The 12,902-nt window shown below is 52.0% G+C and carries 9 protein-coding genes; all 9 read left to right on the top strand.

Annotation, left to right across the window (positions count from 1 at the left end):
- Position 1 precedes the first annotated feature (1 nt).
- The 9 genes from QUF18_RS01285 (at position 2) to infB (ending at position 12,659) form a co-directional block, all read left to right on the top strand.
- Positions 2-1,039 (top strand): hemolysin family protein, encoded by a 1,038-nt coding sequence (locus QUF18_RS01285; protein ID WP_289384547.1) that lies wholly within the window; start codon positions 2-4, stop codon positions 1,037-1,039.
- A gap of 145 nt (positions 1,040-1,184) precedes the next feature.
- Positions 1,185-2,786: an apolipoprotein N-acyltransferase gene (gene lnt / locus QUF18_RS01280; protein WP_374806474.1), complete on the top strand. Its 1,602-nt coding sequence runs from the start codon at positions 1,185-1,187 to the stop codon at positions 2,784-2,786.
- A gap of 139 nt (positions 2,787-2,925) precedes the next feature.
- Positions 2,926-3,339 (top strand): helix-turn-helix domain-containing protein, encoded by a 414-nt coding sequence (locus QUF18_RS01275; protein WP_289384542.1) that lies wholly within the window; start codon positions 2,926-2,928, stop codon positions 3,337-3,339.
- 408 nt (positions 3,340-3,747) lie between these two features.
- Positions 3,748-5,013 carry a methionine adenosyltransferase gene (gene metK, locus QUF18_RS01270; protein WP_289384539.1) on the top strand — a complete coding sequence of 422 codons (1,266 nt, stop codon included), beginning with the start codon at positions 3,748-3,750 and terminating at the stop codon, positions 5,011-5,013.
- A 266-nt stretch (positions 5,014-5,279) separates the two neighbouring features.
- On the top strand, positions 5,280-6,038 hold the full coding sequence (gene trmB / locus QUF18_RS01265; RefSeq protein WP_289384537.1) for a tRNA (guanine(46)-N(7))-methyltransferase TrmB: 759 nt from the start codon (positions 5,280-5,282) through the stop codon (positions 6,036-6,038).
- 179 nt (positions 6,039-6,217) lie between these two features.
- Entirely contained in the window at positions 6,218-6,895 is a 678-nt protein-coding gene (rimP, locus tag QUF18_RS01260; protein ID WP_289384535.1) for a ribosome maturation factor RimP, read from the top strand.
- 211 nt (positions 6,896-7,106) lie between these two features.
- Positions 7,107-8,717 carry a transcription termination factor NusA gene (nusA, locus tag QUF18_RS01255; RefSeq protein WP_289384532.1) on the top strand — a complete coding sequence of 537 codons (1,611 nt, stop codon included), beginning with the start codon at positions 7,107-7,109 and terminating at the stop codon, positions 8,715-8,717.
- 250 nt (positions 8,718-8,967) lie between these two features.
- Complete coding sequence (locus QUF18_RS01250) at positions 8,968-9,621, top strand: RNA-binding protein (RefSeq protein WP_289384530.1); 654 nt, start codon at positions 8,968-8,970, stop codon at positions 9,619-9,621.
- Complete coding sequence (infB, locus tag QUF18_RS01245; protein WP_289384528.1) at positions 9,618-12,659, top strand: translation initiation factor IF-2; 3,042 nt, start codon at positions 9,618-9,620, stop codon at positions 12,657-12,659. The genes QUF18_RS01250 and infB overlap by 4 nt, the downstream gene beginning before the upstream one ends.
- Positions 12,660-12,902: the final 243 nt, after the last annotated feature.

Raw genomic sequence — 12,902 nt, 5'->3', positions numbered from 1 at the left:
CATGGCTGATCAAATAAATCAAAACTCCTCAACGGGCGCTACGAATGGCGACACCGTTTCTCAGAATGATCCTGAAGCACAGAGTACGGGACAGAGTCCTGCGCGATCCGCAGGATCAGAAAAACGCTCACTCCTTGCCGGATTATTTCCGTTTCTCCGTTCGCGCCAAACCAGCTCGATTCGTGAAGATCTGACGGATGCACTCTCCGATGATACAGGCAGTGACACGGCTTTTTCCGCTGAAGAAAAAGCAATGCTTAACAATATTCTGCGCCTGCGGGAGCTTCGCGTTGATGACGTGATGATCAGCCGTGCGGATATTGAGGCGATTGAATATACAACCCCGCTCGGTGAGTTGCTGGAACTGTTTGAATCCTCCGGTCACTCCCGTATGCCGGTCTATGTTGAGACGCTTGATGATGCGCGCGGGATGATTCATATCCGCGATGTCCTCAACTACATCACCCGCATGAGCAGACAGCAGCCTGACGGCAATGAACAGCCCGCCGCTGATAAGCGCTATGACCTGTCCAAAATCGACCTGACGACACCGATCAGCGAGCTGAACCTGATGCGTAAGGTTCTGTTCGTACCATCTTCAATGCTAGCCAGCAGCCTGATGGCACGCATGCAGGCTAGCCATATTCAGATGGCGCTGGTGATCGACGAATATGGTGGTACAGACGGTCTCGTCTCGCTGGAAGATATTGTTGAAATGGTTGTCGGCGATATTGAAGACGAACATGACGATGAAGAATTGTCGCTGATCCGCAATCCGGACGGCTCCTATACGGTTGATGCCCGCGCGGAACTGGAAGAGCTTGAAAAACTGATCGGTGCAGGCTTTACGCAAGGCGAAGACAGCGACGATGTGGATACGCTTGGCGGTTTGATGATCTCGGCACTGGATCACATTCCGGAAACCGGCGCGATTGTCGACGTTCTGCCGCGCTATGAGCTGGAAGTGCTGGAAGCCGATTCCCGCCGCATCCATAAAGTGCGCATTACACCGAGAAACGGCGATTATTTCCAAAGCTAAACAGCTTCGCACTTTTGGCTCGCAAATACGATAAAACACCGCCGCAAAACGGCGGTGTTTTTTTATCGCTGTATTATCCTCTCAGCTTTTCTTAATCTTCGGCTCATAAAATAGTGAAAAGCCTTTACCCATTGAGAGACCGCGCATCGTGAGCAGCCTTTATCAACGCCTGATTTTACCCCTCACCGGCTGGCGTAAAGCATTGCTGACTGTTCTGGCCGGTGCCGTTGTTACACTGGCTTTGCCGCCTTTCGATTTCCTGCCTGCCGGTTTTATCGGTTTTCCGTTGCTGGTTCTGCTGATTGATCGTGATGTGCAAACCGATATGCCAAGCGGATGGAGACGTTTGCGACCGGCTTTCATCACAGGCTGGCTCTTTGGCTTCGGTTATTTCCTTGCAGGGCTGTGGTGGATTGGTATGGCGCTGCTGGTCGATGCGGAAAATTTCGCATGGGCACTACCTCTCGCCATTCTCGGCCTTCCGGCTTTTCTGGCGCTATTTTTCGGCTGCGCTGTCGCATTAGCGCGCATATTCTGGGGTGCTGGCCTCATCCGTATTCTGGTGCTGGCGATCACGCTGGGGTTGAGTGAATATATCCGCTCCTTCATTCTCACAGGTTTTCCGTGGAATGCGCTCGGCTATACCCTGATGCCGACACCTTTGCTGATGCAATCCGTTACGATTTCCGGCCTCTATGGCATGAATGTTCTGGCCGTTGTGATCTTTGCTATGCCTGCCTTACTGTTTGGCTCTGCATGGCAACGCTTTGGCTGGCGCAGCGGTCTGGCCATCGCTGTTGCCTTACTCGCTGCTCATACCGGTTACGGTGCATGGCGCCTGCAACAGGCTGTGAATGCGCCTGCATCTGATGCACCGGTTATCCGTCTTGTGCAGGCTTCCATCGCGCAGGATGCCAAATGGGATAATCAACTGCGCCGCGAGATTTTTGACAAGCATCTCAATCTCAGCACCCGCACACCGGTTAGCGGCAAACCTGTGCCGGACGTGATTATCTGGCCGGAAACATCGGTTCCCTATGTGCTGCCGCAAGTCGGTGAAGCCTTGAGTGCCATCGGCGAGGCTTTGCAGCCTGACCAGATACTGCTCGCCGGTGCGGTGCGCGGTGAGGGTGAAGCACTTTCCTCCTATTACAACAGCATCTTTGCGATCAATTCTACCGGACAAGTCACCACTGTTGCCGACAAGGTTCATCTTGTTCCTTTTGGTGAATATCTGCCACTGGAAGGCTTGCTACGTACCTTAGGTATGCAGGAAGTGATTGAGTTGCCGGGCGGTTTCACAGCCGCTCCTGCACGTCACTCGCTGAATGTCAGCCCGAAACTGACACTGCTGCCATTGATTTGCTATGAAGCAATTTTCCCCTCCGAGCTTGGCTATCAGGGCAAGGCGGTGGATGCGATTATCAATATCACCAATGATGCCTGGTACGGCAACACGCCGGGGCCTTATCAGCATTTCCGGCAGGCGCAATTGCGCGCTGTTGAGCAGGGTCTGCCACTGTTGCGTGCTGCAAATAACGGTATTTCGGCGATCACTGATTCTTATGGTCGAATCACTGCAGAAATGAAGCTGAATGAAATCGGTTTCATTGATGGTGCGCTGCCGCCCAAGGCTGCAACCTTCTGGGGGAAACCAACCGGTGAAACCCAGTTCTTTTTCATTCTGCTCTTCACGCTGGTCATTTCATGTGGTTTACAGGGTATCCGTACCCAGCGTTTCGGTTGACATCATATTTTTGATGTTATGATATACATCTGAAACTGATGAAATTTCAGATGAACCCTATAAATTTCCGAAAAATATGCTGATTTAAGCACCTCATTTTTCATCAAGGAAAGCTCGCATAAGCGAGGAGCATTTTTGAATGACCGAGAATAAAAAGAAACCCAATCCCATCGATGTTCATGTGGGCAGCCGTATCAGACTGCGACGGAACATGCTTGGCCTTAGTCAGGAAAGACTCGGCGAAAATCTCGGCATTACCTTTCAGCAAATTCAGAAATACGAAAAAGGCACCAACCGCGTCGGTGCCAGCCGCCTGCAAGCAATTTCATCAATTTTAAGTGTACCGGTCGCCTTCTTTTTTGAAAATGCACCGGGGCAGCCTGGTCAACCAAATGGTGGCTTTGCAGAAGACAATGAAGCAACCTATGTTGTTGATTTCCTTCACACTAATGAAGGCGTGCAACTGACACGCTATTTCACAAAAATCTCAGATCCGAAGGTGCGCCGTAAAATTATCGATCTGGTGAAAACCCTCGCCAATGATGATGATTAAGCAACTTCCGGCTACAGCATAGTTCCTTAAACTTGAATCAGTTTAAGGTAAAATTAGGCTGTAAATATAAAATGTTAGAGCGATCTTTGTACGCCCATGAGGGCGCACGGCGCTCTAATCAAATCAGGATATCCGCCTGAGCAACACCTAAATTCCGCACATAAACACATGCAGATAGTTGTATATCCCGTCATTTCGTGCTGATTATAGCCCGAATAACAACTGGTATCGGTATTTGCATATTTTCACATATCCGTTGCGGAAAGGCTTTTCCGCAACCGGCAGAAACGCTATGTGAGCGGCAAGATCAAATCATCAGCGGTTCTGTGCGCATGACCATGCGCATTGCTGAAAACTACTGTTCCTGCGGAGCCATAACAGTCCGCAGATTTTCAAGAGGGGTTTCCCGTGTCACGCAGTTCGTATCTTTTTACCAGTGAATCGGTATCCGAAGGTCATCCGGATAAGGTTTGCGACCGCATTTCCGATGAAATCGTAGACATGATTTATAAGGAAGCTCGCAAAACCGGTGTTGATCCGTGGTCTGTGCGTATTGCCTGTGAAACGCTTGCCACCACCAATCGTGTGGTCATTGCCGGTGAAGTTCGCGTACCGGATACCCTGCTGAAAAAAGACAAGAACGGTGCGCTTATCCTTGATGCAAAGGATCACGTTCAGGTTAACCCTTCACGTTTCCGCTCAGCTGCGCGTAAAGCGATCCGCGAGATCGGTTACGAACAGGAAGGCTTTAACTGGCGCAATGTAAAAATTGACGTGCTGCTGCACCCGCAATCGGCGGATATTGCGCAGGGCGTTGACAATGCTGCCGACCGTCAGGGCGAAGAGGGTGCAGGCGATCAGGGCATTATGTTTGGTTATGCCTGCCGCGAAACACCGGATTTAATGCCGGCTCCGATCTATTACGCGCATAAAATTCTCGAATTATTGTCTGCTGCCCGTCACTCAGGTGAAGGCGATTATGGCAAGCTCGGTCCTGACGCCAAAAGTCAGGTTACAGTGCGCTATGTCGATGGCAAGCCTGCAGAAGTCACGCAAATTGTGCTCTCCACCCAGCATCTGGATGCGTCATGGGACTCCGCCAAAGTACGTCAGGTTGTTGAGCCTGTGATCCGTGAAGCCCTTGGCGACCTGCCGATTGCAGCAGACTGCAACTGGTACATCAATCCGACCGGTAAATTCGTCATCGGCGGACCGGACGGCGATGCCGGCCTGACAGGCCGCAAGATTATTGTTGATACTTACGGCGGTGCGGCTCCGCATGGCGGCGGCGCATTCTCCGGTAAAGACACCACTAAGGTTGACCGCTCTGCGGCCTATGCTGCTCGTTATCTGGCCAAGAATGTGATTGCTGCCGGTCTTGCTGACCGCTGCACCATTCAGCTGTCCTATGCGATCGGCGTTGCCCAGCCGCTGTCAATCTATGTTGATCTGCATGGCACCGGCAAAGTTGCCGAGAGCGATGTCGAAACTGCGCTGCGTCAGGTAATGGATCTGTCGCCAACCGGTATTCGCAAGCATCTCGACCTCAACAAACCAATCTATGCCAAGACTGCTTCTTATGGTCATTTCGGCCGTAAAGCCGGACGTGACGGTTCTTTCTCATGGGAAAAAACCGACCTGGTCAAGGCACTGAAATCTGCGCTTAAAGTCTGATTTCATTCCCGATATTTCTGATTTCAGGGCACCATGTTTCTCTCATGGTGCCCTGATTTTTTGAAGCGACTACAAAAATCAGTAGACTTTCCGTCGCTGATTATGTGTAAAGCGGCTTATTAGAGCATAATTCCTTAAACTTGGATCAGTTTAAGGTGAAATTATGCTCTCAGTTTAAACTGTTAGAGCGAGTTTTGTGTGCCAAGTTTGGCACACGGCGCTCTAATGCCCATTCCGATTATCTAAACCATAAAGAAACGCACCCGATGTCTGATACTGAACGCAACTGTGACCTCAAGGATGAAGCCGTGACCGCAGATTCCTCTGAACAACAGATACGGGGTTCACGTGCCACCGAGGCTTTCTATGGTCGTCGCAATGGCAAGCCTTTGCGCCCGCATCAGCGTTTTCTGCGTGAAGACCTGCTGCCGCAACTCAAGCTTGATCTGCTGAGCCCTGCCCCGCAGGATTTACGCACATTATTTATGGCGGATGTTGCCAAGGTTCGCATGGAAATCGGTTTCGGTGGCGGCGAGCATCTGGTGCATGAAGCCACCCGCAAGCCGGAAGCCGGTTTTATCGGTGTTGAGCCTTTCGTCAATGGTATGGCGAAAATGCTTGGTGCGCAGGATGCCAACCCGCTGCCAAATCTGCGCCTTTATGATGATGATGCCACTCTGGTGCTCGACTGGCTGCCGGACGCTTCTCTCGACGGTATTGATCTGTTTTATCCTGATCCGTGGCCGAAAAAGAAACATTGGAAGCGCCGTTTTGTCAGCCAAAAAAACCTGAGCCGTTTTGCACGCGTTTTAAAACCCGGCGCACTGTTCCGCTTTGCGTCCGACATTGACACCTATGTCAACTGGACCTTGCAGCATTGTCATGACCACGGTGAGTTTGAATGGCAGGCACAAAGTGCTGCTGACTGGCACACCCCTTATGAAGCATGGCCCGGCACGCGCTATGAAGCCAAAGCCTTCCGCGAAGGACGCCAGGCGGCCTATCTGACTTTTGTCAGACGATAAACGGCAGGTACAAGGACAAGACTTGTCACAGGCAGGTTTTTTCTGTATAGTCGCCTCAAATTCTTGGTCGGTAGAACAAGAGTGGGTCCCACCGGTCCCGCTCTTTTTTGTTTGGTAAACGCTAAAATCCAGATAAATACCGCCGAACCTTCTATAAAACGTATTTTAAGGAATACAGGGTGAACGAACAGACACAACAGGAACAGATCATTACAGCGCTTGATGCGACAAAGGATGAACCACGCATTATCCGTGAAACGGGTATTGATGCGAAAGTGGCATCCCTGATCGAACCTGCGATTAATGCTGCAGGTTTCCGTTTGGTGCGCGTTCGTTTGTCCGGTCTTAACGGTCTTACTCTGCAGATTATGGCAGAGCGTCCGGACGGTACTATGACCGTTGAAGATTGTGAAATCGTCAGCAAAACCGTTTCACCGGTTCTCGATGTTGAAGATCCGATTGACGGTAAATATCACCTTGAAGTTTCTTCGCCGGGTATTGACCGTCCAATGGTGCGCAAGTCTGATTTTGCGAACTGGCAGGGTCATATTGCCAAGCTCGAAACATCGCTGCTGCATGACAATCGCAAGAAATTCCGCGGGCGCATCATCAAGGTTGAGACTGATACAGTGACACTTGAAGCAGATCAGGCAACCTATGGTGCGGAAGCACAAACAGTCATTCCGTTTGATATCATTGCTGAAGCACGCCTGATTTTGACCGACGACCTGATCCGCGATGCGCTGCGCAAAGACAAAGATCTGCGCGAAGGCCGCATTCCGGGCGATCAGCTGAGTGATGAAATCAATCTGGACAGCGGCAATGCCGGTGCTCCGGAGAGCGATACGGACATCTAGAGCGCCGGGCGCGCTCCGCAGGGCGCTACACAAGGTCGCTCTAACACTTAAAATGAGAGCATAATTTTAATTTAAACTGATTCAAGTTTAAGAATTATGCTCTAAGCATCGCACAATCAAATTGTTTCATTTGATTGTCATGCTCATGCGACAAAACAAAAAAAGCTTTTGCACCTGAAAACAAAACAGGTGCTGCACCAAGGAGAGACCAATGGCAGTCAGTGCAAACAGGCTAGAGCTTCTTCAGATCGCTGATGCGGTTGCGCGTGAAAAATCTATTGACCGCGAGATCGTGATTGCAGCGATGGCTGATGCCATTCAGAAGGCTGCCCGCTCGCGCTATGGCCTGGAAACCAACATCCGCGCTGACATCAACTCCAAGAGTGGTGAAATCAAGCTGCAGCGTCTGCTTGAAGTGGTGGAAACTGTTGAAGATTACGCCACGCAGATCGCTTTGGAATCAGCACGTGAACGCAATCCGGATGCGCAAGTAGGCGACTTCCTTGCGGATCAGCTGCCGCCAATGGATTTCGGTCGTATTGCTGCCCAGTCCGCCAAGCAGGTTATCGTGCAGAAAGTGCGTGAAGCCGAGCGTGACCGTCAGTATGACGAATTCAAAGACCGTCTTGGTGAGATCATCAACGGTACCGTCAAGCGCGTTGAATACGGCAATGTGGTTGTTGATCTTGGCCGCGGTGAAGCCGTTGTGCGTCGTGATGAACTGATCCCGCGCGAAGCTTTCCGCTATGGCGATCGTATCCGCGCTTATGTTTATGATGTGCGTCGCGAACAGCGCGGTCCGCAGGTATTCCTGTCGCGTACCCATCCGCAATTCATGGCGAAACTCTTCACCATGGAAGTGCCGGAAATCTATGACGGCATTATCGAAATCAAATCCGTTGCCCGTGATCCGGGTTCACGCGCCAAAATGGCCGTGATCTCGCGCGACAGCTCCATTGATCCTGTCGGCGCCTGCGTTGGTATGCGCGGTTCCCGCGTTCAGGCCGTTGTCGGCGAATTGCAGGGCGAAAAGATCGACATTATTCCATGGTCACCGGATGCAGCGACTTTCATCGTCAATGCCTTGCAGCCTGCGGAAGTTGCCAAGGTTGTTCTGGATGAAGATGCAGAACGTATTGAAGTTGTCGTTCCTGACGATCAGCTGTCGCTGGCCATTGGCCGTCGCGGTCAGAATGTGCGTCTTGCCTCTCAGCTGACCGGCTGGGATATCGACATCATGACTGAACATGAAGAATCCGAACGCCGCCAGAAAGAATTCACTGAACGCTCCGCTTTGTTTATGGATGCGCTGAATGTGGACGAAATGGTTGGTCAGGTTCTCGCTTCCGAAGGTTTCGGTTCGGTTGAAGAAATCGCCTATGTCGAAAGCGACGAAATTGCTTCGATCGAAGGCTTTGATTCAGACACTGCTACTGAAATTCAGGAACGTGCGAAAGAATATCTGGATCGTCTTGAAAGCGATCTGAATGACCGCCGCCTTGAACTGGGCGTTGCTGACGAACTGCGCGAAGTACCGGGCCTCACCAGTGCTATGCTCGTTGCAGTTGGTGAAGACGGCGTGAAAACCATGGATGATTTTGCCGGTTATGCGGTGGATGATCTCGTGGGCTGGCGTGAACGTAAAGACGGTGAAACTGTTACTCATGCGGGTGTTCTGACACCGTTTGAAGTTTCCCGCGCTGACGCCGAACAAATGGTTCTTGCAGCCCGCCTCAAAGCCGGCTGGATTACAGAAGATCAGCTTGAAGAAGCAGCCAATGAGCTGGCTTCGTCAGATGATGAAGAGCAGGCAGATGCTTAACCAGCATCTTGCAACTGCCGCTCGTGCGGGCGGAATTTGATGTCCGCGCATTGGTATACGACTGAAAACAAAGCCTGTATCGGCACTTTTGATACAGGCATGTTTTCCGACAACCTGCATATAGCCGGAGACAATTTGTCCTCGGCTGTTATGCGCACACATTTTGCAGGGCTCCTTGCCCTTGCACTCATATTAAAGTAGAAAACAGTCCTCTCCACCGGCGCTGTTTTCGAGCGAAGTGGAGTTCTGGTTGAAACCGGATAAAAACGACAGGACCTGTATTGTTACGCGCGAGAGCGGCCCGGCTGTAGATTTAATCCGGTTTGTGGCTGCACCCGACGGTAGTGTTGTACCGGATCTGAAGCGCAATTTACCCGGCCGCGGTTGCTGGATTAAAGCTGAACGGCATAGTGTTGATGAAGCGGTTAAACGTAAGCTGTTGCCCCGTGCACTGAAAACTCAGGTTTCAGTGCCGGAGGATCTGGGCTCACTGGTCGACAGGCTATTGACAAAATCCGCGCTTGGCAGTCTAGCACTGGCAAGAAAATCCGGCGTCGTGGTGACAGGATCGGCAAAAGTTGATTCTGCAATACGTACCGGCCGCATTATAATGGTGCTTCATGCGACAACGGCGGCTCCCGATGGTATCCGAAAGCTGGATCAGGCGCGTCATGCGACAAAACTGGCAACCGGAAAAGATATAAAGTCCTATTCCCTTTTTACAGGGGAAGAAATGGATTTGGCATTTGGCGGCGGAAATGTAATACATGCCGCCGTGATTGAAGGAACGGCAGCAACCGGGTTCGTCACGCGGGCGCTTCAGCTGCATAAATATCGCGGCGAGAGCGCAGCGAACTTGGAAAATCGGGCAGCCACTGCTGCAAAGGAAACGGAATCGGAATGAGCGACAGTAATTCAAACGACGACAAGACGCTGAGCGTCGACACAAAAAAGACGCTGACCATCAAGCGGCCAGGAGTCGAACAGAGCACTGTACGGCAAAATTTCAGCCACGGACGCAGCAAATCGGTTGTTGTTGAGACGAAAAAACGTAAGTTTACCCGTCCTGACGAAAAGCCTGAAGCTGTAGCCGCTCCGGCTCCTGTTCAGCCAGTGGCACCAGCTCCTGAGCCGACACCGGCAGCCCCTGCTGCACCGGTTGCAGAAAAGCCTGCTGTGATTGCGGATGCACCTAAGCCTGCGCCGGTTGCAGAACCTGCTGCTGCGCCTGTTGCAAAAACAGAAACCGCACCGGTGGCACCGATGCCTGCAAAACCAGTTGAAGCAGCGGTTGTCAAACCGGCTGCACCAAAGCCTGCTGCGCCTAAACCGGCAGCCCCTGCAGCCGCAGCCCGTCCGGCTGGCGTTGCAAATGGTCGTCCGGCAGCTGGCGGCTATAATAACAAACCGCAGGGCTCACGCCCGGCTGGTCGCAACGATCAGCGCAACCGTTCTAATGACCGTGGCGGCATGGTGCTCAACACCCTGTCTTCATCGGAAATGGACGCACGTCGCCGCGCACTTCAGGATGCCGTCATCCGTGATGCGGAAGATCGTAAGCGCGCTGAAGCAGAAGCCATTCGTCGTGCGGAAGAAGAAAAGCGCCGTGAAATCGAGCGTCTTGAATCTGAACGCCGTCAGGCTGAAGAAGATGCTCGTCGTAAAGCGGAAGCCGAAGTTAAGGCTAAAGCGGAAGCTGAAGCACGCAAGCGCGAGCCTGTGACTTCTGCCCGTCCGGCATCGGCACGCCCAAGCGGCGACCGTCCATCTGGTGATCGTTCGGGTGGTGATCGCTCCGGTGGCCAGAACCGTGGTGGTCCTGCCGGTCAGAACCGCCCAAATCAGGGTGGTTACAACCGCACCGGCGGCGCACCTGCTCCGCGTGATATCAATGCTGAAGCACCGCTGGCTGATAAGAAACCAACCCAGCAGGTTCTGAACCGTAAACCACAAAAAGACGATGAAGATGATCGTCGCGGTCCGGCAGGCGTTCGTCGCAATGTTGCGGCTAAACCTGAAGTTCGTGCGACCAAGCCGACCAAGGCCGAAGAAGATCGCCGTCGTGGCAAACTGACACTGACAAGCAACATGGAAGATGAAGGCCGTGCGCGTTCCTTGTCTGCGATGCGTCGTCGTCAGGAAAAATTCAAGCGCTCGCAGATGCAGGAAGTCCGTGAAAAGATTTCCCGTGAAGTGACAATTCCTGAAACTATTACTATTCAGGAACTGGCACAGCGCATGACCGAACGTGCCGTTGACATCATCAAATACCTGATGAAACAGGGTCAGATGATGAAGCCGGGCGATGTGATCGATTCCGATCTGGCTCAGCTGATCGCGGAAGAATTCGGCCATACTGTTAAGCGTGTTGCGGAATCCGACGTTGAAGAAGGTATTTTCAACGTAGAAGATAATCCAGCTGCTATGACTTCCCGTGCGCCGGTTGTGACCATTATGGGTCACGTCGATCACGGTAAAACATCGCTGCTCGATGCGATCCGCAGCACCAATGTTGTGTCCGGCGAATCCGGCGGTATTACCCAGCATATCGGTGCTTATCAGGTTGAACAGAACGGCCATAAGATCACCTTTATCGATACACCTGGTCACGCGGCCTTTACGCAGATGCGTGCCCGTGGTGCGCAGGCAACAGATATCGCTATTCTGGTGGTTGCCGCTGATGACAGTGTGATGCCGCAGACGATTGAATCGATCAACCACGCCAAAGCGGCCGGTGTTCCGATCATCGTTGCAATCAACAAGATCGACAAGCCGACTGCAGATCCGCAGAAAGTACGCACAGCCCTGCTGCAGCACGATGTGTTTGTAGAAAGCATGGGCGGTGAAATTCTCGATGTGGAAGTTTCGGCCAAAAACCGCATCAACCTCGACAAACTGCTTGAAGCTGTTCTGTTGCAGGCTGAAATTCTCGATCTGAAAGCTGATCCTGAACGTACAGCTGAAGGTGTGGTCATTGAAGCTCAGCTTGATCGCGGTCGCGGTGCGGTTGCTACGGTTCTGGTTCAGAAGGGTACATTGCATCCGGGTGAAATCATCGTTGCCGGCAGTGCATGGGGTCGTGTCCGTGCTCTGGTCAACGATCATGGCGATCATGTTAAAGAAGCAGCACCTGCGATGCCGGTGGAAATTCTTGGTCTTTCCGGTACACCGCAGGCAGGCGACCGCTTTGCGGTTGTGGCCAGCGAAGCGAAAGCCCGCGAGATTTCTGAATATCGTCAGCGTCTTGCCCGTGATAAGGCCGTTGCCCGTCAGGCAGGCTCGCGCGGTTCCCTTGAGCAGATGATGTCTAATCTGCAGTCAAGCGGCCTCAAAGAGTTCCCGCTGGTTATCAAAGGTGACGTGCAGGGTTCGGTTGAAGCAATCATTGCTTCGCTCGACAAACTCGGCACAGATGAAGTTCGTGCGCGTATCGTTCACTCGGGTGCCGGTGGTATTACCGAGAGCGATCTCTCACTGGCTGAAGCCTCGAATGCTGCCATCATCGGCTTTAACGTCCGCGCCAATAAACAGGCACGTGATGCGGCAACACAGCAGGGCATTGAAATCCGCTACTACAACATCATCTACGATCTGATCGATGATGTGAAAGCAGCAATGTCCGGTCTTCTGCCACCAGAACGTCGTGAAACCTTCATCGGTAACGCTGAAATTCTCGAAGTCTTCAACATCACCAAAGTCGGTAAAGTTGCCGGTTGCCGTGTTGTTGACGGTAAAGTCGAGCGTGGCGCCGGTGTTCGTCTTATCCGCGACAACGTGGTTATCCACGAAGGCAAGCTCAAGACGCTCAAGCGCTTCAAGGACGAAGTGTCCGAAGTGCCGATGGGTCAGGAATGTGGTATGGCCTTCGAAAACTACGAAGATGTACGCGCAGGCGACACCATCGAAGCGTTCCGCGTAGAGATGATCACGCGTACGCTGTAATTAACAAAACAGCGGCAGTTTAATCACTGCCGCTGTTTCCCTTCCCGGGCGGTTTGCACGCATAATCAGCCATATCACCGCTCTGAATTTTATTTGGTCGCATTGTCACTGCCGTCGGTTTATATGAACCTGACTGTGAAATGCTCTGAAAGCCTCTCAGGGCTTTGCGGCTACAGCATAATTTCTTAAACCTGAATCAGTTTTAGGTAAAATTACGCTGTAAATATAAAGTGTTAGAGAGAC

The sequence above is a fragment of the Pseudochrobactrum kiredjianiae genome (assembly GCF_030362795.1).
GTDB classification, from domain to species: Bacteria; Pseudomonadota; Alphaproteobacteria; order Rhizobiales; family Rhizobiaceae; genus Pseudochrobactrum; species Pseudochrobactrum kiredjianiae.
This window is presented reverse-complemented; position numbering and strand designations above follow the sequence as displayed.

Bases quoted from the DNA above. Each gene is read 5' to 3' on its own strand.
- QUF18_RS01285 (WP_289384547.1), top strand. From the start codon at position 2: ATGGCTGATCAAATAAATCAAAACTCCTCAACGGGCGCTACGAATGGC.
- nusA (WP_289384532.1), top strand. From the start codon at position 7,107: ATGGCAGTCAGTGCAAACAGGCTAGAGCTTCTTCAGATCGCTGATGCG.
- infB (WP_289384528.1), top strand. From the start codon at position 9,618: ATGAGCGACAGTAATTCAAACGACGACAAGACGCTGAGCGTCGACACA.
- trmB (WP_289384537.1), top strand. From the start codon at position 5,280: ATGTCTGATACTGAACGCAACTGTGACCTCAAGGATGAAGCCGTGACC.
- QUF18_RS01275 (WP_289384542.1), top strand. From the start codon at position 2,926: ATGACCGAGAATAAAAAGAAACCCAATCCCATCGATGTTCATGTGGGC.